The organism is Vibrio sp. McD22-P3 (assembly GCF_021568915.1).
Lineage (GTDB): Bacteria > Pseudomonadota > Gammaproteobacteria > Enterobacterales > Vibrionaceae > Vibrio > Vibrio mediterranei.
Genome location: NZ_JAKGTN010000021.1, coordinates 1 through 21,816, shown reverse-complemented (window position 1 = coordinate 21,816; position 21,816 = coordinate 1). Strand labels below are relative to the sequence as shown.

Annotated in this window: 20 protein-coding genes, 1 tRNA gene and 1 pseudogene; 14 read left to right on the top strand and 8 right to left on the bottom strand. The window is 45.0% G+C overall.

The genetic code is table 11. The features are described 5' to 3' along the window. Nucleotides 1-38: 38 nt before the first annotated feature. The 3 genes from L2W36_RS21285 (at nt 39) to L2W36_RS21275 (ending at nt 2,821) form a co-directional block, all read left to right on the top strand. Complete coding sequence (locus L2W36_RS21285; RefSeq protein ID WP_006075676.1) at nt 39-311, top strand: HU family DNA-binding protein; 273 nt, start codon at nt 39-41, stop codon at nt 309-311. Between the two features lie 185 nt (nt 312-496). Continuing rightward, complete coding sequence (gene ppiD / locus L2W36_RS21280; RefSeq protein WP_124940764.1) at nt 497-2,356, top strand: peptidylprolyl isomerase; 1,860 nt, start codon at nt 497-499, stop codon at nt 2,354-2,356. Nucleotides 2,357-2,527: 171 nt separating this feature from the next. Continuing rightward, on the top strand, nt 2,528-2,821 hold the full coding sequence (locus tag L2W36_RS21275; RefSeq protein ID WP_236111551.1) for a ComEA family DNA-binding protein: 294 nt from the start codon (nt 2,528-2,530) through the stop codon (nt 2,819-2,821). Here the strand turns inward: L2W36_RS21275 and rrtA are convergent. Next, nucleotides 2,804-3,367, bottom strand: coding sequence for a rhombosortase (rrtA, locus tag L2W36_RS21270; protein WP_236111550.1), 564 nt, complete (start codon nt 3,365-3,367; stop codon nt 2,804-2,806). The two genes, L2W36_RS21275 and rrtA, sit on opposite strands and share 18 nt — an antisense overlap. On the opposite strand from rrtA, the gene L2W36_RS21265 reads away from it, so the two are divergent. Then, a complete protein-coding gene (locus tag L2W36_RS21265) occupies nt 3,366-3,986 on the top strand; it encodes a tRNA-uridine aminocarboxypropyltransferase (RefSeq protein ID WP_236111598.1) in 621 nt (206 codons plus the stop codon). The genes rrtA and L2W36_RS21265 overlap by 2 nt on opposite strands. Nucleotides 3,987-4,006: 20 nt before the next feature. Here L2W36_RS21265 and L2W36_RS21260 read toward each other — a convergent pair. From L2W36_RS21260 to L2W36_RS21250, 3 genes and pseudogenes are all read right to left on the bottom strand, one after another. Further along, a pseudogene (locus L2W36_RS21260) lies at nt 4,007-5,337 on the bottom strand (anti-phage deoxyguanosine triphosphatase). Nucleotides 5,338-5,355: 18 nt separating this feature from the next. Continuing rightward, nucleotides 5,356-5,940, bottom strand: coding sequence for a 5'-deoxynucleotidase (gene yfbR, locus L2W36_RS21255; RefSeq protein ID WP_236111545.1), 585 nt, complete (start codon nt 5,938-5,940; stop codon nt 5,356-5,358). Nucleotides 5,941-6,023: 83 nt separating this feature from the next. Beyond that, nucleotides 6,024-7,238: a pyridoxal phosphate-dependent aminotransferase gene (locus tag L2W36_RS21250; protein WP_006075260.1), complete on the bottom strand. Its 1,215-nt coding sequence runs from the start codon at nt 7,236-7,238 to the stop codon at nt 6,024-6,026. 228 nt (nt 7,239-7,466) lie between these two features. On the opposite strand from L2W36_RS21250, the gene L2W36_RS21245 reads away from it, so the two are divergent. From L2W36_RS21245 to L2W36_RS21215, 7 genes are all read left to right on the top strand, one after another. Continuing rightward, a complete protein-coding gene (locus L2W36_RS21245) occupies nt 7,467-8,774 on the top strand; it encodes an isochorismate synthase (protein ID WP_038223273.1) in 1,308 nt (435 codons plus the stop codon). Beyond that, complete coding sequence (gene menD / locus L2W36_RS21240) at nt 8,771-10,483, top strand: 2-succinyl-5-enolpyruvyl-6-hydroxy-3-cyclohexene-1-carboxylic-acid synthase (protein WP_236111543.1); 1,713 nt, start codon at nt 8,771-8,773, stop codon at nt 10,481-10,483. Before L2W36_RS21245 ends, menD begins: the two co-directional genes overlap by 4 nt. Then, entirely contained in the window at nt 10,476-11,330 is an 855-nt protein-coding gene (gene menH / locus L2W36_RS21235) for a 2-succinyl-6-hydroxy-2,4-cyclohexadiene-1-carboxylate synthase (RefSeq protein ID WP_236111542.1), read from the top strand. Before menD ends, menH begins: the two co-directional genes overlap by 8 nt. Nucleotides 11,331-11,333: 3 nt before the next feature. Continuing rightward, entirely contained in the window at nt 11,334-12,200 is an 867-nt protein-coding gene (gene menB, locus L2W36_RS21230) for a 1,4-dihydroxy-2-naphthoyl-CoA synthase (protein ID WP_006075264.1), read from the top strand. Between the two features lie 195 nt (nt 12,201-12,395). Next, a complete protein-coding gene (menC, locus tag L2W36_RS21225) occupies nt 12,396-13,397 on the top strand; it encodes an o-succinylbenzoate synthase (protein WP_107306236.1) in 1,002 nt (333 codons plus the stop codon). Nucleotides 13,398-13,400: 3 nt separating this feature from the next. Further along, nucleotides 13,401-14,786 (top strand): o-succinylbenzoate--CoA ligase, encoded by a 1,386-nt coding sequence (menE, locus tag L2W36_RS21220; protein WP_236111541.1) that lies wholly within the window; start codon nt 13,401-13,403, stop codon nt 14,784-14,786. Nucleotides 14,787-14,858: 72 nt separating this feature from the next. Further along, nucleotides 14,859-15,068: a hypothetical protein gene (locus tag L2W36_RS21215; protein ID WP_006075267.1), complete on the top strand. Its 210-nt coding sequence runs from the start codon at nt 14,859-14,861 to the stop codon at nt 15,066-15,068. Here L2W36_RS21215 and L2W36_RS21210 read toward each other — a convergent pair. The 3 genes from L2W36_RS21210 to L2W36_RS21200 all read right to left on the bottom strand — a co-directional run bounded on the left by L2W36_RS21210 (nt 15,013) and on the right by L2W36_RS21200 (nt 18,590). Further along, nucleotides 15,013-15,939, bottom strand: a complete 927-nt coding sequence (locus tag L2W36_RS21210) for a YeiH family protein (protein ID WP_236111540.1) — start codon at nt 15,937-15,939, stop codon at nt 15,013-15,015. The two genes, L2W36_RS21215 and L2W36_RS21210, sit on opposite strands and share 56 nt — an antisense overlap. A gap of 170 nt (nt 15,940-16,109) precedes the next feature. After that, nucleotides 16,110-17,984, bottom strand: a complete 1,875-nt coding sequence (locus L2W36_RS21205; protein ID WP_236111539.1) for an MFS transporter — start codon at nt 17,982-17,984, stop codon at nt 16,110-16,112. A 15-nt stretch (nt 17,985-17,999) separates the two neighbouring features. Beyond that, nucleotides 18,000-18,590 carry a TetR/AcrR family transcriptional regulator gene (locus tag L2W36_RS21200; RefSeq protein ID WP_006075270.1) on the bottom strand — a complete coding sequence of 197 codons (591 nt, stop codon included), beginning with the start codon at nt 18,588-18,590 and terminating at the stop codon, nt 18,000-18,002. 263 nt (nt 18,591-18,853) lie between these two features. Here L2W36_RS21200 and L2W36_RS21195 point away from each other — a divergent pair, with 263 nt between their 5' ends. From L2W36_RS21195 to L2W36_RS21185, 3 genes are all read left to right on the top strand, one after another. Further along, complete coding sequence (locus L2W36_RS21195) at nt 18,854-19,738, top strand: Tim44 domain-containing protein (RefSeq protein WP_062462786.1); 885 nt, start codon at nt 18,854-18,856, stop codon at nt 19,736-19,738. A 112-nt stretch (nt 19,739-19,850) separates the two neighbouring features. Beyond that, complete coding sequence (locus L2W36_RS21190; protein ID WP_236111538.1) at nt 19,851-21,023, top strand: BamA/TamA family outer membrane protein; 1,173 nt, start codon at nt 19,851-19,853, stop codon at nt 21,021-21,023. Nucleotides 21,024-21,105: 82 nt separating this feature from the next. Further along, the gene (locus tag L2W36_RS21185; RefSeq protein WP_236111537.1) at nt 21,106-21,618 is read left to right on the top strand and encodes a GNAT family N-acetyltransferase; all 513 of its coding nucleotides are present in this window, start codon (nt 21,106-21,108) and stop codon (nt 21,616-21,618) included. Between the two features lie 101 nt (nt 21,619-21,719). Here L2W36_RS21185 and L2W36_RS21180 read toward each other — a convergent pair. Continuing rightward, a tRNA-Tyr gene (locus L2W36_RS21180) sits at nt 21,720-21,804 on the bottom strand. Between the last annotated feature and the right edge of the window lie 12 nt (nt 21,805-21,816).

The window sequence follows — 21,816 nt, the reverse complement described above, 5'->3', positions numbered from 1 at the left end:
TAAAAAATAACAATTCGGTAACAGAAAGGGGAAACACAGTGAACAAAACACAATTAGTGGAAAAAATCGCAGAGAACGCAGATCTATCTAAAGCTTCAGCTGGTCGTGCACTAGATGCTTTCATCGAAGCAGTTAGCACTACTCTAGAAGAAGGTGATCAAGTGGCTCTAGTTGGCTTCGGTACTTTCAGCGTACGTACTCGTGCAGCACGTACAGGTCGTAACCCAAAAACTGGTGAAGAGATCCAAATCTCTGAAGCTAAAGTTCCTGCATTCAAAGCAGGTAAAGCTCTTAAAGACGCTTGTAACTAATCATTTGTTACAGTTGTACGCAAACCTTGCGTCAACTGAGCAAAAATTAAGCTTTTGTAAGGCTTAATCGACAAAATAAGTCGAACTTTTTTTAAATATGCGCATCTTACTGATGCGCATTTCTTTTTCTGATATTATCCGATGCAGTAGAAGATAACCCTTCCTATCTGGAGAGTAATAAAATTATGATGGAGCGAATTCGCGAAGGCGTGAATAGCATCGCGGTTAAAATTATCTTAGGACTCATTATTCTGTCTTTTGTGTTTGCTGGTGTAGGTAGCTATATCGCAGGCGGAATTGGCAATACTGCGGCAAAAGTGGGTAATGTAGAAATCGGTCGTGGTGAGTTTGAACAAGCGTATCAAAATGAACGCAATCGCATGCAATCTCAGCTTGGTGATTACTTCTCGACTCTGCTTGGTGACCCAAGCTACGTAGCGTCTTTCCGTAAGTCAGTCCTTGATCGTATGATTAATGACGTGTTGCTTGAGCAACATGCAGAATCGCTAGGACTACGTATTAGCGACGCTCAAATCCGTCAAATGATTCTTGAGATGCCTCAGTTCCAAAATGACGGAAAATTTGACCAAGACATTTATCAAGCAACGCTGCGCCGTGCTGGTTTCAGTGCTGACAGCTTTGCAGAGTACCTTCGCCGTGATTTGGTTCGTAACCAACTACTATCGGCATTGCAAGGTAGTGAGTTTACGCTTCCTAGCGAAATTGAGCTTCAAAGCAAGCTGCTAACCCAAACGCGTGATATCAAAACGCTGACACTATCGCTAGCTGACTTCTCTAAGAAAGCTCAAATTACTGATGAAGAGATTCAAAAGTATTATGAAGAGAACCCTGGACAGTTTACGCGTCCAGAGCAAGTTAAAGTGGCTTACATTGAGCTATCTGCTCAAGCACTTAAAGATCAAGTTAAAGTCACTGACGATGAAATTCAGAAATACTACGACGAGCATTTAGACAAATACTCCACTTCTGAGCAACGTGAAGTGAGCCATATTTTGGTTCAAGGCGATGACGAAGCGAAAGCACAAGCAATTTTGGACGAGCTAAATGCTGGTGCTGATTTCGCGACGCTAGCGAAAGAAAAGTCAGAAGACATTGGTAGCTCTGAAGAGGGCGGTTCTTTAGGTTGGATCGAACGTGATGTAATGGATCCTGCTTTTGAAGAAGCTGCATTTGCTCTTAAGAATGTGGGCGATACAACAGGTTTAGTTAAGTCTGATTTCGGGTACCACATCATTAAACTTGACGCTATCAAAGCATCTGAGTCTAAGCCTTTAGCTGAAGTGAAAGACGAAATCATCGCTGAGCTTAAAGACCAAGTAGCGGTGGATGAGTTCTATAACCTACAAAACGAACTAGAGAAGGTTGCTTTCGAATATCCTGATTCACTGGATGATGCAGCGAAAGCGGTAAATCAGAAAGTCGTGACTACTGATTTCATTTCTCAAGTTGATGCGCCAGAAATCTTGAAAACGCCAGCAGTGATGCAAGCGATTCAGTCACCAGAAGTGAAAGAAGATGGCCTTAACTCTGAAGTGATGGAAGTGGCTCCAGAGCATATTATTGTGGTTCGTGTCGATGACGTTCGTGAACAAACTGTATTGCCACTTGAAGAAGTGAAAGAGCAAGTGGAAACTCAGCTAGCGAAGGTTAAAGGTGAGCAAGCGGCTATGGAGTTGGGTGTTCAGTTAGTGAATGAGCTAAAAGAAGGCAAACAAGACGCACTTCAAGCGAACAGTCTAAGTTTTGGAGAACTGGAAGCTATCGACCGTAGCTCTCCATTAGCAGGCACTGTGTTTGCAATGACTAAGCCAGCAGAAAACGCAGCGACCTACGCTCAGACTAAAGATATGGAAGGCAACATTGTTGTTGTTGAGCTAACTAAAGTCGCTTCTGAGTACAACGAAGCATACAACGAGCAAATCGGCGCTCAAATGGAGCGTGAGGCGACTCAGCAAGACTTAGCTTCCGTACTTTCAATTCTGCGCAAAAATACGGACATCGAGTATTTACTTGATGCTGAATAACAGCATTAACAGAGTCGATGACGCAATTCAGCTCACAGTTCTTGTGTAACTGATAAGCTAATAAAATCGGACCGCATTCGCGGTCCGTTTTGTTTTCAGTAGACAAAACTTTTCAGTTTGTTTTTTCTGGGTATCTTGAATGGCGACTTTTAGTGAGAAAAAGGAATTCAAATGAAGTATCTAAAAAACGTTTGGCTGCTAGTAGTTTTGTTAGTTGCCCCAGTAAGCTTTTCCTATGCATCTGAAGCGAAGAAACTAGAGGGGATAGAGATAACAGTCAATATCAACCAAGCGGGCCCTGAGGAACTAGCGGAACTGCTCAAAGGTGTTGGCGAGGAAAAAGCAAAAGATATTGTGAAGTATCGCGATCAACACGGAAGTTTTAAATCGGCAGATGATTTAACTCAAGTGAAAGGTATTGGTGAAGCAACGGTAGAGAAGAACCGTTCAAGAATCACTTTGTAACTTACGACGATAGACGCTTACCGAGAGTGCCAAAATCAAGCCGACGCCAAGTCCTATTGCGTGGGCTTGTGTCGCAACTGGAGCCGAGATTAACTGCGAGGTCGCTTCTGACGCGCCGTATAAGCTTTCCCAGGCCACTTTACCGATGATACCCAAGACCAACAGCCAACTTGAATTTCTTCCACTCAGTGCCTCTTGTAGCGCCCAATAAGCAAATAGAGCGTGGAGTACTCCTGATAGGCCTAAGTAATACGTTAAGTTTGTGAACAACAAAGCGAAACCAATAGAGGTCGCACTAATTAGCGTAACAGCCACCACTGACCGCCACGAAGGACGAAATACGTAGCAAATGACCCAGAGTCCGGCGAGGTTCATGCCCAGATGTGCTAGGTTGGTATGCGAGAAATTTCCTGATACTATCCGCCACCATTGACCCGCGTGTATTGCTAGCTTGTTCCACTCTACTAAGGATTGTAAGCTCGGAATTTGCAGTAATGCGCAAAGCAGAGAAAACAGCAATAGTCTTATGACGAAAGAAGTGTACATATCTCGATATTGTCCCAAGTGCTTGAAAGCTAAGCGCGCTTGTATTTGTCAGTGGATTCAACCCGTTCACTGTGACACACAATTGATCATTTTGCAGCATCCAAGTGAAGAAAAGCGTCCGCTTGGGACGGCGCGAATTTTGTCCTTGTCATTGCCAAACGGACATCTTTTTATTGGTGAGGATTTCTCGACCCATCAAGCGCTTAATGATCTGTTGGCTGATGATAGATACCAGTCAGTGGTGCTGTATCCGGGTGAAGACTCTGTTGAATTATCGCAAGTACAACTCGCAGCGTCTAACAAGCACTTGCGTGTCATTCTACTAGACGGAACGTGGAAGAAAGCGTTTAAGATGTGGAAACTGTCTACGAATTTGCATGCTTTACCGTTGGTTAAATTGCCAGAGACCTTGCAGGGCGATTATCGGATTCGCAAAGCACCATCACCTAATGCACTATCCACGGTTGAAGCGGGCCATCATATTATTCAAACGTTAGAGCCTGAACGGAACTTCGACGCTATGCTGGTTGCATTTGAAAAAATGATAGAGTTCCAGATTCAGCAAATGCCTTCAGGTGTTTATGAAAAAAACTATCGCGCTCCGGACTCCAACGAATAAGGCTTTACCCTTTCTAATCACTAGTAATTCGAATGCGCCGCAAACAGTTGTTGATGCATCTTTTGGGCATAGCCGTCAGTCATGGCGGAAATATAGTCGGCTATCACACGCATTCCGTTATCTTGTTGTCCACTGGCTTTACGCCAAAGGTTGCGTGTTGACTCAGGAAGTAAGCGCTCAGGGTCGGCGCTGAATGCTTCAAAAAGATCCATAATGATTTGTTGGCCTTTGTACTCGACGATTTGTACCCTTGGTACTTGAATCACGAACTCACTGACAAATCGTTTGAGAATCGCCAAAACACATTCCATATCACCATCAAGGTAGGCATTGTAGTGAAGTAGAGGATCGTCGAAATTTACCTCGGGGACCTTTTTGACTTCAATGCTAGTTAATAGAGCGTTGACGATGCCTCCAATGGCGTCTTTTCGCTCGTAGTGTTTGCCTGAAAAAAGCAGTTCAGTGATAGAGTCAATATGTTCTGAGAGCCAAGTGTTGGTTTGTGTCTTAAGCTGCGCCGCGGCGTTGGCTTGCCACATATCTTTGTCCACCAACTCAAGCACAATTGCATCTTCTAAATCATGCACACCGTAAGCAATATCGTCAGCTAACTCCATGATAGAGCAATCAAGAGATTTGAATTGCGTCTTGTTGTGTTGAAGTGGTGTCAATTGCTCAAATCGCATGGTTTGCAACAATAATTTATCGCTGTCAGATAGTGGGTCGATAACCCAATCAAACTGAGGCTTATCTTTATCGTAGATCCCTTTTGCAGGCGCCCAGTCCTTCGTTTTAACTGGCGTTGGCTGCTCACTGGGTGGGGCTGTTTGTCGGCGCAAGTTTGGCTAATAGGGGCGGGATATTTAAGCAAACCTAATAGGCTGCGGCGGGTGAGGTTCATCCCGTGATGCTCGGTGTAGGGTTCGAGTTGGGTGACGATACGAAACGTCTGGGCGTTACCTTCAAAACCACCATATTCACGCATCATGTAGTTGAGTGCGACTTCACCGCCATGCCCATAGGGTGGATGACCGATATCATGAGCGAGGCAGAGTGCTTCAATGAGTGCATCAGAAGGCAATAATGGTTCGAGTTCTGGCTGTTTTTGTTTTAATTGAGCTGCGATGCCTGAGCCAATTTGAGCCGCTTCGAGCGAATGCGTTAGGCGTGTGCGGTGAAAATCGTTAACACCTGTACCGTGCACTTGCGTTTTCGCTTGCAGCCGCCTAAAAGCTGCGGAGTGGAGAATCCTAGCCCTATCACGTTGGAAGGGGTCGCGATGATCATTACGTCTGAGTTTGTGCTCATCACTATGTCTGGCTTGCCAAATTTGCATGGATTCTAACTGCATCTCAATTCCTCGAGTTGGCTAACTGATTTCATCAAGAGAAAGCTCAAAGCTTGGTGCAAAGGTGTTTAGGAAATAGTTCATCTCTTCGGTTTGCTTTTCAAGTAGTGTTTGGTCCAAACGTTTTTTAGCGAGAGCAAACTCATGGTTTCCAGCGCTCAGCTCCTCAAGACATTTCAAATATGCGCATATAGAATCGGCTTGTTTGACAATTTGGGTGTCTTCTTCGTAAGCGTATTCTGAAATTAAGAAAGGTCGGAAATCATCTTGAAATTCTTCGGGTAACATAGACAACAGCTTTCGTTCAGCTGCAGACTCTATCTTTTTGTATTCCTTTGCGATTTCTGGGTTGTAATATTTAACTGGTGTTGGAAGATCGCCCGTTAGCACTTCACTGGTATCGTGATACATCGCGAGAATCGCGATTCTTTCAGGGTTGGTTTTACCGCCAAATTTCTTGTTTTTGATGATGGCTAAAGCATGAGCAACGAAGGCGACTTGAAGACTGTGTTCAGAGATGTTTTCCGTTGAAACCGAACGCATTAATGGCCAGCGTTGGATCAGTTTCATTCGAGCAAGGTGAGCAAAAAAGTGACTTTCTTTCATACAGCGTAATCCCTTAATACTAGCGCCGAACTATTTATTCGGCGCTCAATAAGAATAGGCTTTATATCAGTGTTATGAAAGAGTTACTGGCTATATGTTGCCAAGAATTTTTCAAATCGACCAATCGCCATCTCTAGATCTTCTACGTGAGGTAGAGTAACGATGCGGAAGTGATCAGGTTTAGGCCAGTTGAAACCAGTGCCTTGCACGAGGAGAACCTTTTCTTGCTTCAAAAAATCGAGCACCATGCGCTGATCGTCTTTGATGTTGTACATCTTGGTGTCGATCTTGGGGAACAGGTACATAGCTCCCTTGGGTTTCACACAAGAGATCCCTGGAATTTGAGTAATAAGCTCGTAGGCTTTATCTCGCTGTTCTAATAGACGACCACCCGGCAAGATCAGTTCATTGATACTTTGGTAGCCACCCAAGGCGGTCTGAATCGCGTGTTGCATCGGAACGTTAGCGCAAAGGCGCATCGAGGCAAGCATTTCAAGACCGGCAATGTACCCAGTGGCATGCTCCTTTGGGCCCGTCATAAACATCCAACCGCCACGGAAGCCACAAACGCGATAAGACTTAGAAAGACCATTGAAGGTCACTACGAGTACATCTTCGGTTAGGGTTGCAACTGAGGTATGAGTCGCGCCGTCATACAGAACTTTGTCGTAAATCTCATCTGCGAAGATGATAAGTTTATGCTGGCGTGCAATTTCAATCACCTCGAGTAGGAAGTCACGACTGTACACCGCACCGGTTGGGTTGTTTGGGTTGATAAGCACAATACCACGAGTTTTAGGCGTGATTTTCTTCTTGATATCATCTAGGTCTGGATACCAATCAGCTTGTTCATCACAGAGGTAGTGAACTGGGCTACCACCGGATAGAGAAACCGCTGCTGTCCAAAGTGGATAGTCAGGAGCGGGAACTAACATTTCATCTCCGTTGTTTAACAGAGCTTGCATCGCCATTACAATGAGCTCCGAAACGCCATTGCCAATGTAAACATCTTCAACGTCTAAGCTACGAATGCCTTTACGCTGATAGTGTTGAACCACAGCTTTGCGTGCGGAGTATATACCTTTGGAATCACAATAACCTTGAGATGTAGGTAAATTCCTGATGACATCGACTAATATTTCATCAGGGGCATCAAAACCAAAAGGGGCGGGATTACCGATATTGAGTTTCAGTATTTTATGTCCCTCTTCTTCCATGCGCTTAGCATGTTTGAGTACAGGTCCCCTAATGTCGTAGCAGACATTATCGAGTTTTGACGACATCTCGATATTTTTCATTGCTATATTCCTAAAAAAACGGCTATTTCTTTACTAAATTACACTAAATTGGCTTTTGAAAGAATAAAAATCTGCCTAAAGTGAAAATTAAAGATTGGATATGAATTCAGTGGCAATGAGCCACTTAACATTGCGAACAATTAAAGTGCGTGTTGCTTGATCTATGTAGTTGGTATAAATAGAGTATCTCGTGTATATAAGATTAAAAGTTACAGTTTTGAGGTTGATTTGTCTCATTTAACAAAAGCCATCACTCAGCTTGTTGAAAAACTAGAGCGTGCGCCACAAGGCACCAAGCGACTAGAGCAAGAATTGCAGGGTTCACCAAAGACTCATGGCATCGACTGGTTGGACGCTCAGCCTCATTATCCAAAGTTCTATTGGCAGTCTAGAGATACCCGCGAAGAAGTGGTTGCACTCGGTCAGCTTCATACTTTTTCAGAAGCGGCTCCTGCTTATACGATTCTTAGTGAAAACCAAAGGGTATGGGGTGGTCGCTCTTTTGATGGCCATTCAGACAAAAACCGTCGTTGTATGTCGGCATTCTTTTTCTTACCTCAAGTCGAGTTGATTCGCTTCGATGAAGGGTGGCGTTTAGCGGTTAATATTGGAATGAGCAAAGAGGTATCAATTAGAGCCTTGAAACAACTCGTTGCTGATGCAAAAGAACTCGCGCCGCTAGCAAGTGACATCGTCTCGTTGCGTCATACACCAGAGAAAGCACAGTGGTGTGATTTGGTTGATGATGTTTTAGCAGGAATTCAACAAGACAAATTCAAAAAAGTGGTCTTGGCTCGTAAAACCTGCGTTGATCTCAAGCATTCCATTTCTCCTGCGCAGCTACTCAAAGCAAGTTATGCTCAAAACCATCATAGCTTTCATTTTTTGATGGCCTTGTCCCCTGGTCACGCATTTGTAGGCTCAACGCCTGAACGCCTCTATCGAAGAGTAGGACAGGAGCTAGAGACAGAAGCCTTGGCGGGTACGATTGGTCGAGGTGGCAATGCCGCTCAAGATATGGAACTTGCCAATTGGTTGACTCAAGATGACAAGAACATCAATGAGAATCAGTACGTTGTGGATGATATTCTGCAAAGCCTATCGCCACATTCAGACCAAGTGCATTTAGAAAGCGAACTTCGCTTAGTTCGCTTGCGTAAAGTTCAACATCTAAAAAGAAACATCTTGGCGCATTTGCACAAGGGTATTAATGGTGTGCAATTGCTACAAGCGTTGCAGCCAACAGCTGCGGTTGCGGGGCTTCCAAGAGCAGAAGCAATGCAGTATATCCAGCAGAACGAACCTTTTGCGCGTGGTTGGTACGCTGGTTCAGTGGGCTATCTAAGCCATGAAAAAGCAGAGTTTTGTGTTGCGATTAGAAGTGCGTTATTGGTCAAAGATGAGCTACAACTCTTCGCGGGCGCGGGGATCGTGCCTGGTTCCATCGCCGAACATGAATGGCAAGAGTTGGATAAAAAGATGTCCACGTTATTGAGTCTAATTTCTGACCAACCGTCATTAGGTGTTGCGTCATGAGCCAAAACCAAGCTGCTTTAAATAGGGTTTGGACGGAAATACTGATAGAAGAACTCTATCGCCAAGGGGTAAGGCACGTATGCATTGCTCCGGGTTCACGCTCAACCCCGCTTACTCTTGAGGCTGTTGCTCACCCTGAGTTGACCGTTCACACTCACTTTGACGAGCGTGGTTTAGGTTTCTTGGCGTTAGGTCTTGCCAAGTCAAGCCAATCACCTGTTGCTGTCATTGTTACATCTGGCACTGCAGTCGCTAATTTACTTCCTGCGGTTGCTGAGTCGAAGTTGACTAAAGAGAAGCTGGTTTTACTGACTTCTGATCGTCCCATTGAGTTAGTCGATTGTGGTGCTAATCAAGCCATCGTACAGTCTGGAATCTTCTCACAACATGTGACGGAGACCGTTAATCTGCCATCGCCGACAACCCAGATTTCGCCAACGTGGATATTATCTACAGTTGACCATGCGTTATCAGTTCAAAAAGTGAGTGGTGGTAGTATTCACTTCAACTGTCCGTTCCCTGAACCATTATATGGTGGAGACGATAAGCGTTCGTTCTCAGCCTATTTGCAACCCATAGCGAAATGGCGTAATAGCAAGGCCTGCTTTGTCGACTACCATACGGTTAGCGTTACTGACTATACGGCGGAGCATAGTGCATTAAGACTAGGTGACAGAAAAGGTGTCATTGTCGTAGGCAGTGTAACTCTCGCGATTGCCCAGCAAGCAAAGTTACTGGCGCAGAAATTAGGTTGGCCAATTCTGCTCGACCCTCAATCGGGTTTGGGAGGTGACTGGCAGCGTTATGATATTTGGCTTCAGAATCCGCAAGCAGCAGACATGCTTTCAAGTGCCGATACTGTACTCCAAGTAGGTGCAAGGCTGGTTTCGAAAAGGCTGAATGCTTGGCTAAAGCAGCAATCTCAACACAGTGATTACCTAGTGCTGAGTGAATTTGGCGAGCGGTTAAACCCAGATCACGTTGCGTTGAAACATTGTCAGGTGTCAATTCCTCTATGGTTAGAGTCAGCCTTAGAAACAGTGGAGCACAGCAGAAATATCGGGTGGGGAGATGAATTAAAATCTTATGCCCAAGTCGTAACGACATTAATGCCTACTCGCTCACATCTGACCGAATTTGATGTTGCCAGTAGCATTGAGCGACTACCGCTAGACATTAGTGTTTTTATGGGTAATAGCCTTATAGTAAGGTTAGCGGATATGTTAACTAACCCGCTTGGCATCGAAACTTATAGCAATCGAGGCGCATCAGGTATTGATGGTTTGGTCGCTTCTGCCAATGGTGTTCATCGCGATAAAGGTAAGTCGATGGTGCTCTATTTGGGTGATACATCACTGCTCTATGATTTGAATTCGCTGTCACTTTTTAGTCGTACACAAGTACCTTGCGTAATCGTTGTGACTAACAATGATGGGGGGGCGATATTTGATATGTTGCCTGTGCCGCAAGACAAAAAAGTACGCTGTTATCAAATGCCCCATGGCTTAAACTTTGAACATGCGGCGGCTCAGTTTGGTTTGCAATATTGCGCACCTAAATCACGTGAAGACTTAGAGACACAAATTCAACATCATCTATTAAGTGGTAAAGACACTCTATTGATTGAAGTGCTTACCGCTGCCGACGAAGTGGCAAGTTTGATTCGCCAACTAAGTCAAGACATTAGTACTTATCAGACTCATGCTTAATAGTCAGTTCACAGCGTCCCTCCAAGCTCATACTGAAGATAAGCCTCTATTGGTTTTCTTACATGGCTTTTTAGGGGCGGGTGACGACTTTCACACCGTTAGTGAATACCTTCCAAACTACAACAAGCTGTTTATCGATTTACCGGGACATGGTCAAAGTCAGTCGATCCAAAGCACAAGTTTTAGTGATGTTTGCAGATTGATCCATTCAACCATACTAAAATGTATTGAAACACAAAACCTCAGTGCTACAGTGCCCATCTTTTTGGTGGGGTACTCGTTGGGTGCTAGATTGTCGATGTACTTTCTCTGCGAGTATGAGGGTGCAGATAATCAACTGCTGCCACTCACGATGTCTGGTGTCGTCATTGAAGGTGGAAATTTTGGACTGTGCTCAGAACATGCCCGTCAGGATAGATTTGCAAATGACTTAGCATGGGCGCATCGCTTCAAAAATGATGATATTGCAGAGGTTTTGGGCGATTGGTATCAACAACCGGTATTTTCTTCCTTAAATCATGAGCAAAGACAAGATTTGATTGCTAAACGTAGTGTTAACCTTGGTGACAAGCTAAGTCATATGCTGATGACGACTTCACTAGCTCACCAGCCTAACCTGCTGCCAAAAATCCAGCAGCTTCGGTTTAGTAACGGTAATCGACCTCTGTATATCGTGGGTGAACGAGACACAAAATTTACTGCGCTAGCTCAAGATAGCAACCTTGATTTTAAGGTGATTGCGGGAGCTGGGCATAATGTACACAAAGAGCAGCCTAAGGCCTTTGCCTCGGTGTTGCTGAGTTATCTAGAACAAATGGGTTTAAACCTAAAAGAAAAATTGGAATAGATCATGGCTAAAACAGTTGGACTAACAGAAGAAGAACTTTACGCACCGGTTAATTGGGCGGACGTAACGGGCGATTTTGAAGAAATTCAATATCATAAATCTGAAGATGGCATCGCGAGAATCACGATTGCACGCCCACAAGTTCACAATGCATTTACCCCAAAAACAGTCAGCGAAATGATTAAAGCACTGGCTGATGCTCGTTACGACGAGGGTGTTGGAGTCATTATTCTTACTGGATTAGGTGAAAAAGCCTTCTGTTCTGGTGGCGACCAAAGTGTTCGTGGCGACTATGGCGGTTACCAAGATGATTCAGGTACACATCACCTTAATGTGTTGGACTTCCAACGTCAAATTCGTACTTGCCCTAAACCTGTTATCGCTTCGGTAGCTGGCTGGGCTGTTGGTGGTGGTCATGTTCTACACATGATGTGTGATCTAACGATTGCAGCAGAAAATGCACAGTTCGGTCAAACGGGTCCTAAAGTTGGTTCATTTGATGGTGGTTGGGGTGCGTCTTATATGGCTCGCATCGTTGGCCAGAAAAAAGCTCGTGAAATTTGGTTCTTATGCCGCTTCTACGACGCACAAGAAGCTTTGGATATGGGCTTAGTGAACACGGTTGTACCACTAGAGGATTTGGACAAAGAGACTGTTCGTTGGTGTCGTGAAGTACTTCAACATAGCCCAATGGCACTTCGATGCTTGAAAGCCGCTCTGAATGCTGACTGTGATGGTCAAGCTGGCCTACAAGAGCTAGCGGGCAACGCGACCATGATGTTCTACATGACTGATGAAGGTCAGGAAGGACGTAATGCATTTAATGAGAAGCGTCGTCCAGACTTCAATAAGTTCCCAAGAAACCCGTAACCATCGGCTCCAAGGCACTATCAGCCTTGGCGTCATGTTTGTTTGGCCATATTTAGATACATTTTATCGATAGTTTGCTCAAGTAACTTGGGAACTCTTGTAGTGAAATGTGGCCTAACAACGGTGTATTCAACGTCGTCGACTCTCTCATTTTTTAGTTGACGACGTATACTTCCTATGAAGTGGGACTCTACTATGAGACAAGCAAAACTCTACCGCTACAGTCTGCCTATGGACAGCGGTGTTATTCTTCGAGAACAAAAACTTACTCACCGAGACGGTTGGATTGTAGAACTGTCTAAAGACGGCCAGACAGGCTTAGGTGAGATAGCCCCTCTACCTGGATTCAGCCAAGAAACGTTTGAACAAGCCGGCATAGAAGCACAAAGCCAATTAGAGCAATGGGTCAATGGCAAAGACATAGACTTGGAAGTATGCGTGCCTTCTGTCGCGTTCGGTCTGTCTGCCGCGTTAATGGAACTTGCTCACACGCTTCCTCAAACCGGCAATTATCGTGCGGCTCCTTTGTGTAGTGGTGACCCGGACGAACTGATACCTATCTTGAATAACATGCAAGGTACTAAAGTTGCCAAGTTTAAAGTAGGGCTGTACGAAACGATAAGAGACGGGATGTTAGTCAGTCTTTTCCTCGAATCGATTCCAGACCTTACTCTGCGACTTGACGCTAATAAGGCATGGACTTTGGACAAAGCTAAGCAGTTTGCCAAACACATTTCCCCATCGCTCAGACAGCGTATCGCGTTTGTTGAGGAGCCTTGCCAAACACCCGGTGATAGCGTGTCGTTTGCCTTAGATACGGGGATTGCTATTGCTTGGGATGAAACACTACAGGCCGCGATTAAAGAGCCTGACTTTTCGGTGAAAGAGTTAACAGGTGTCAAAGCGTTAATCATCAAACCAACCTTAATCGGCAGCTTTGATAAATGTATTCGTTTGATCGAAGAAGCGAGAAGCCATGCTATTCGAGTCGTTATTAGCTCAAGCTTGGAGAGTAGCATTGGTCTTGGACAGTTAGCTCGCTTTGCTCACTGGCAAGTGCCAGCAGAAACACCAGGTTTGGATACCATGCAGCTTTATGGTGCCCAGCTCGAAACACCGTGGCCAGGTTGCTTGCTTCCTGTCGAGCGTCTAGCAGACCAAACTTTGGTCTGGCAATCTGAATCCGTGGACAGTTAGTCAGTGGTTTCATCACACTTTTGGGAGCACTGGGCTCAGTCTGCTCCCAACGACATTGCCTTAATTACTCCTCAACGCCAACTGACGTGGGTCGATGTTAAACAACAAGTCGATCAATATCGACAGTTGCTTATTAATCAGGCTGTCAGTCAAGGTCAGGTGGTTTGCCTTATTGGTCGTGCTGAGGAAGCGTTAGTCTTCGCTTATCTCGCTTGCCTCACTCATGGTGCGGTGCCTGCGATTGTTGCCGCACAATCAAGTGAACTACTTGAAGCCAAATTGTCCTCTCTATATCTAGACGGTGAGCGTGCTGTGGTTTGGGATTGCAGTGACTCGACGTTGCTACCAAGTTTGTACTTCCTTTCTCGAGGGACTGCATCGCGACAGTCGTTGGTCTCCGCAAATGTTGATATCGCCTCCATCATTTTTACATCTGGTTCAACAGGGTGTCCAAAAGCCGTTGTCCATGGTAGAGATCAACACATAGCCTCTGCTAGTGGCTTACTTGAGCGCTTTCGTTTCACTGTCGGAGATTGCTGGTTATTGAGCCTACCTATGTACCATGTCTCAGGGTTAGGTATTGTTTGGCGTTGGCTACAAGCTGGTGCAACGCTCAAAATTGCTAGTGGTGACTTTTGCAAAGACATTTCAGATGTAAGTCACGCCTCGCTGGTGTCTACGCAGCTTAAACGGATTATTGATAATCAATGGCAGACTAAGTTAGAGCGAGTACTACTCGGTGGTAGCCATATTCCTTTGTCACTAATCCAACAAGCAAAAGCCCGAAATATCGATGCATGGATGGGCTATGGTATGACGGAAACCGCTTCGACAGTGACCGCTAAACCAGTAGATGAGTGGCCATCATCGGGGCATATTCTTCCGCGACGAGAGCTAAAATTAAATGGTAATCGTATCTTTGTGTCGGGTGAGACCTTAGCCAAAGGCTACTATTGGCAAGGTCAAATTCTGCCACTGGTATTGGAAGGGCAATGGCTGGATACCAGAGATCTCGGAGAGTGGGTCAACGGAAATGAGCTTAGAGTGGTTGGTCGTGCTGACAATCTGTTTATTTCGGGTGGCGAAAACGTACATTGTGAGGAGGTCGAAGCTGCTCTCAATGCACAGCCAACGATTACTCAGAGCATTGTAGTGGCGGTAGAAGATGAAGAATATGGGGCGCGATGTGTTGCAGTAGTGCAATCAACTGCATTGCCAACGGTCTCTGAACAGCGGCAAAAGCTTGCGGATTCGTTACCAAAATTCAAACAGCCGATCGCCTATTTCTTCTTGCCTGAGTCTCTTTCGCAATCGGGAATTAAAGTCTCACGTGCTGAAGTGAAAAAATGGCTATCGCAACATCAATCCAATTATGTAGTTATTTCATAGTCCAAAACTGAATTTTCATTACCTAATAGGCTCACCATAATATGAGACATGGAAAAACAGTGAGCCTATGGAATGAACAAATTACTGGTTATCGCAATTGCCCTTCAACTGGCGCTTGCCTTCTCAACAGATGGACTGACAAGAGCGCTTGCGGAACTGACAGCGTTTTTGTTGACTGTAGTGTTGTTCTTCAATGTAAAACAAGGAAAAACAGCAGACCCTGAGACTAAACGAGCGTTAGCCAAGCTAGAGAAGTCGCCGAAATCAACAACCACATCGTAACGCCAAACACCATCGGCTTACTCCCTGCCTGTTTAAGCTTCTCAATTGAGATACTGCAACCAATCAAGAACAGACACACGACCAACAGCTTTTTCGAGACATCAAAAATTCCCTGATATACCACTTCGAACTGAGGTAAGTAGTCGCTTACTAAGATTGCGACACAGTAAAACAAAATGAAGTAAGGGATAGTGATTTTATTTTGCTTGTTGCTAAAAATAGCTGCACTTACTAGGGCAACAGGAATAATCCATAGCGCACGGGCCAGCTTTAGTGTCGTTGCTGTCGTGAGTGCTTCCTCACCATAAGCGGAAGCCGCACCGACCACGGATGACGTGTCATGGATGGCGATCGCTGCCCACGTACCGAAAGTATGTTGATCGAGACTTAGCGTGTGACCAATGACGGGAAATACGAATAAGGCGACAGAATTTAGTACGAATACAGTTGCAAGAGCGATACCGATCTTTTCATCATCTGCGTTGATCGCCGGTGCAACAGCGGCAATAGCACTACCACCACAAATGGCAGTACCTGATGAAATAAGGTAACCCGTTTGTTTGTCCAATCCCATGCGGCGTGCCAAGAACCAACCTATGATTAAGGTGCCAACGATGGTCACTACGATGATTCCAATTCCATCGCTGGTCGCTTGCATGGCTTGATCTAAGTGGATACCAAAACCAAGTCCGACAATGGAGTAGGCGAGCAACTTTTTAGTGAATTTTGCTAATGGCAGCGTGGTTGGCACTAGGCTGAAAGTTGTTAAAAAGAAGCCAAGTATCAGTGCAATTGGCGAGGAAACCCATGGAGTGAGACAAGCAAGAATTGCGAGAAAAAACAGAGGGTATGAGCGTAACTGGGTGAACATGGAGTACCTTTAATAAAAAGGCGAGAATTTTCTCGCCACATAAAGGAATTGTATGAATTTCGCTAGATCAACAAAACCTAAAATTTCTTAACGAGCGTTCAGTAAAACTAAACGCTCGTTGTTTTGATATGAACAACATCGAAATAAACGAACAAAATCGCTTATGGCGATCAGCGATAATCACCACGAAGTGTTGCGACTTTTTCGAACATCGCAGCACTTGATGCTTCTTCAGGTGCTACCGGTGCTCCCGCTTCTAATTCCAACTTAGCTCTAAAGCGAGTTGGGAGCCCTTTACACGCGCGGCCTTTATGTCGACTAAAGTAGCTGCCCCATAATCCCTTTAACGCCATTGGGATGACAGGTACAGGAGAGCGGCGCAGGACAATATCAATACCACGCATAAATTCATTCATCTCACCATCTGAGGTTAGACGTCCTTCAGGGAAAATGCAGACAATCTCCCCTTCAGCTAAAGCGTGTTCGATATCGTTAAACGCTCTTCGAATGGAACCTTTGCGAGAGGAGGAGATAGGTATGACCCCTGCACGTCGTAAAAAGCGACGAACGGGTTTGTAGTTTGCGTAGTCTTCTTCCATGACAAAACGTATGAGTCTTGGGCTTGCCGCACTCATCACCAACGCATCCATATAGCTCACATGATTGCAGACAATCAAGGCGCCACCTTTTTCTGGTAGGTGATGTAGATTTTTATGGGTGATACGGTACATGATGGTAGTGAGTACCCAAATAAGGAAACGAACCACGAAGATAGGAGCTTGCAAAAATAGGTAAGTCGCCATCATAAAGTTCATCAGAGCTAGCACAAGGAACAGTTCGACAATAGTGAGTTCCAGCAATGACAGTCCTACGATACCTAAAACTGCACTTCCAACCATAAATAGCGAGTTATAGATATTGAGGGCAGCAATCACCCGGGCACGTTCAGTTTCTTTAGCCTGTTGTTGCATCAGCGCGTACAAAGGGACGATAAACAATCCACCGGACATGCCGAGTAACAATAAATAGCCAAAAACAGGCCATAAGCTAGAGTGGGAAATAAACTCGCTGAATGAAGTAAACTGAGGCAGTTCTGATGGAACTGCAAAAGCCATAAGCGCGCCAAAAATGGTAATGCCAATGCTGCCTATTGGTACGATGCCGACATCAATGCGATTCTTAGACATCTTATCACACAACATAGATCCGAGAGCGATGCCTACAGAAAAAAGTGCAAGTAGGAATGAAACGGCCGCTTCATTACCCATCAAATGTATTTTGGTGAAATTCGGAAACTGCGTTAGGTAAGCTGCGCCCAAGAACCAGAACCAACTAATGGCCATGATACATTGGAATACTACGCGGTCTTGGTGAGCAATTTTAAGTGTTTCTTTAGTTTGTTTTACGGGTTGCCAGCGAAATTTTAGTTCCGGTGCAGCCGCAGGCGCTTCTGGAATAGAGCGACTTGAAATGTAGCCAGCCAAGGCAAACAAAACTACGCATCCAGCAGCGACGTATTTCGCGCTTTCTGCTGAAGCTATAATGCCGGCGCCTAAGGTTCCCAACAGGATGGCAAGGAAGGTGCCAGTTTCAACCAATGCATTGCCGGACAAAAGTTCGTTCGGTTTCAGTTGCTGTGGCAGAAGAGCGTATTTCACTGGACCAAAAAACGCAGACTGTGTGCCCATTAAGAACAGCAATAATAATAAAATGCTATAGCTTTCAGTAATAAAGCCAATTGCGCCGAGACACATAATTGCGATCTCAGCCAGCTTTACTTTTCTGATGAACCATGACTTTTCGTATTTGTCGGCAAGTACACCTGCTGAGGCAGAAAACAGAAAGAACGGCAAAATGAATAGACCGGCCGCTAAGTTAATAAACAGGTTACTAGAGATTGGCAGAACCTGTGGTCCTGCAAATGCGACAAACAACAATAAAACGTTCTTAAAAATATTGTCGTTAAACGCGCCAAAGAACTGGGTCACAAAGTAGGGCAGAAAGCGCCTTTGAGATAACAGAGACGCAGATTTCGTATGTGGCATTACCTTTCCTTTTGATTACCAGCTTTGTAAATACTTTGAGATTAGATCTTTGATTAGCTCATCGCCATCGACGGGCTCTGAAGCAAAGAATTTGTCGTCAACACTGAGCAGTGTGATGCCATGAACTCCAGCCCACAGTACGCGACTGGCACGAAGGACTTCTGAGTGAGACTTTTCCGGTTTATAGACAGAAAGCAAGCTCTCCAGCATGCCTGTCATCCCATCGATACGTTGTGATTGCCATTCTGGGAGCGTATCACCGTTCATGTTGTGTTCGAAAATTAATTGCCAACGATACGGGTATTTCTTGGCAAACTCGTGATAACAGCTCGCGAGAGCATATAACGCTTCTTCGACATTATCAGCTTCATCCACAACCGCTTTTGCTTCCTGTGACAGCTCATCTAGAGTGCGAGCGACAGCGTGCAGTAGTAGCAGATTATAACTGCCAAATACATTCACTAGTGTGCTGGGAACATAACCAATCAGAGTGGCAATCTTCCGAAGGCTAAGCGTGTGATAAGAGTTTTCGCTAAGGTAGTCTTTTACCGTCGTGAGCGTAAGCTCAACAAGCTCTTCCCTGGTATGATCGTTTCTGCGGGCCATGGTTGCGGATCGTTAATTGAACACGGTTCGTTATTTTAGAGGTGTCATGATTAAGCGTCAACTAATGAAGCCTTGTATTGCAGGCTTTGCGCATAGTTTTGAATGCGGTTCTATCTAGCTCGTAACATACGTGCAATATTCTGAAACATGTCGAGGCATCAGAGTGTTTCCTTTAATGCTAAGCTCAGTATATTATGCTTGATGGGTCGTAGTTCATGTATAGTGGTTTCGGCTTAACGTAACAATATAACTAAAGGTCTAGAATGAAACGTTTATTTTCTTTCGTCGCTCTGCTTGTTCTTGCAGTAGCGGTGAATCCGGTAGCTGAAGCGAAGAAGTTCGGTGGCGGTAAATCATTCGGTAAGAGCTTTAAAACAGCTCCAGCTCCGAAACAACAGCAACAGAATACAAATAACATCAGCAGACAGGATCAAAACAAAGCTGGTAGCAGCAAAAAGGGCTTGATGGGCGGTCTTCTAGGCGGTCTATTGGCTGGTGGTTTGTTAGCGGCGTTCTTTGGTGGTGCATTTGAAGGCATCAACTTCATGGACATCCTAATCTTTGGCCTAATTGCATTCGTTATCTTCAAGTTTATGCGAGGGATGCTTGGTGCCAAGCAAGGCAGCATGAATCAGCAGCGACAGCAACCCGCGTTTGGTGGCAACACGCGCAACCAATTTGAGCAGCAACCAAACTTCCAAAACTTCGAGCAGCCGCAAAACGGTGGCGCAGCGACAGGTGGTTTTGGTGCAGCTGGTCATAGCGATGTTCCGCACAACTACCCACCAGGTTTCGATCAAGCGGCATTTCTAAATGGTGCTCGTGAACACTATCGAATCCTGCAAGGTGCATGGAACCATAACGAACTTCATACCATTGAAGAGTATGTATCGCCAAGCCTACTTCAAGATCTTATGGCTGAGCGTGCAAAACTAGAGGGCGAGCAGCATACTGACGTTATGTACGTAGATGCGGAAATTGTTCGCGCAGACTTCGATGCAAACAAAGCACAGCTGAGCTTGCAGTTCTCGGGTCGTTACCGTGATGCGGTAGAAAGCATCGAAGAGGATATCGAAGATATTTGGCACTTAGAGCGCGATCTTACTGTACCTAACGCGCCATGGCTTATCGTCGGTATTCAAGGTTAATTACCTCAATATCATGTTAAAAACCGCAGTCTGACCACTGCGGTTTTTTTATATTTTGCTGCTGTTTTATTCTATAATTCGGCCTCTCTTTTCTGATACATATAAATTATCCATGCACCAGACATTTTCTAGACTCGCACTTGTGCTTTGCGCTTCTTTGGCGACCACGACTTCACTGCATGCTGAAGAATCAGTGGTGCCTTTATTTGAGGCGACACCTAATCCAACAACAGACACTCTGGATGATGTGTTGAGTATATTTGGTGCAGAGCAAGAGTATGACGCTCAGCAAGGACTTAACTCGAGCTATATTCCGGCCGTGTTCTATACCCCAGAGCAAGGCTTAGGGCTTGGTCTTTTGTATGTTGGCCTTTATGGTGAACTGTCAGAGGGGGCGGGGCAACCTTCGTCTATGGTTATCAACCCATATGCTTCTAGTAACGGTTCAATGGGCATTACGTTCAGTAACAAGCACTTCTACAATTCGGGTAACGACCGCATTTTCACTGACATAAAAGTGTTTGATGATGCTGCCGTTTACTACGGTCGCGGTTACGAGAACGGTCAACAAGACGATAATAAGGTCAACTTTAAAGAGCAAGTCATTGATATCAAACCTACGTGGCTTACGAGAGTGAAAGGCGATTATTTCTTAGGTCTCGGTGGTAACATCAAATCGGTGCGCCCTCATGAAAAGGAATTTGATAATCAGTCAGCGGACTACCTTGCTGATGAGCTAACCGATAACACCAGCTACGGTGTGTTTTTATCTAATGTTTATGACACACGTGATAATGTGACCAATGCCTCTAAGGGAACGCTACTGCAAGCGGATATCGGTTATTACCATGATGCAACCAACTCTGCAGATTTTGGTAAATATTCACTGAAAGCTTCACAGTACCATTCACTGGCACCTGTGCCAGGATTACTGGCTTGGCAAGTACAAGCGAACTTAACTTCCGGGAATGTGCCATGGAATCAACTGCCCGATCTTGGTGGTGCTGATGCTATGCGTGGTTACATACTTGGTCGCTACCGTGACAACCAGATGATGATGGGACAAGTAGAGTACCGCTTGCCAGTGTATTGGCGAGTAGGTGTCGTGTTTTGGGGTGCAGCTGGCACCGTTGCCGATGACGTTTCAGGACTTTGGGACAATACACTTGCGAGTGCTGGTACGGGTTTGCGCTTAAAGATCAAAGACAAGGTTAATGTGCGTGCTGATATCGGTTACGGTGAACATGGTGGTACCTTCTATTTCCATGTTAACGAAGTCTTCTAAACAGAATTTTTGCGTTGGTTTTGTGCGTTAGGGTTATGCATTTAGCTAGCGCAATCAAAAATATTAAGGGTTGATAGCTTATATGGACATATCCATATCGCTTGTTGAGCTGGAAGATTGTCACGCTTTGTTATTGTTTGAACGGCAGAACAAAGCGTGGTTTGAACAGCATATTCCTCCAAGGGATGACGGCTTCTACAGTCAACAAGGTGTGGAAGAACATATTCGTGAACTGGTACTGTTTCATAGAGCGAAACTTTGCTACCCAATGCTCATTCGTAATAACGAAGGAGAGATTTGCGGTCGAATTAATCTCAATGTCTTTGAAGCCGACATGAGTTATGCGGAGGTGGGTTATCGAATCGGCGAGGCCTATACGGGAAAAGGTGTCGCTAGTTTTGCGTTGTCACTGCTCTTAGATTACGCAAAAAAAACTGCCGGTCTGAAAACTCTCAAAGCGCACGCATTAACGTCGAACTTGGCCTCACAAAAAGTGCTTGAGAATAATCAGTTCAAGCGAATAGAAAAGATCAAAGACTTTGCGGTATTTCATGAGATCTGCTCAGATGCATATTTATATCAGCGTGAGATTTAGAGTCTAAACTAAACTCGAAAATAGGTTGGCAGGAAGTGGTGTCAGCAATACAAAGTGGTAATAACAAAAAAGCCGACTCAGTGAGTCGGCTTTCGTTTGTATGGTGGGGGGGGACGGATTCGAACCATCGAAGGCAGTGCCGTCAGATTTACAGTCTGATCCCTTTGGCCACTCGGGAACCCCCCCAGGGTTTTTATA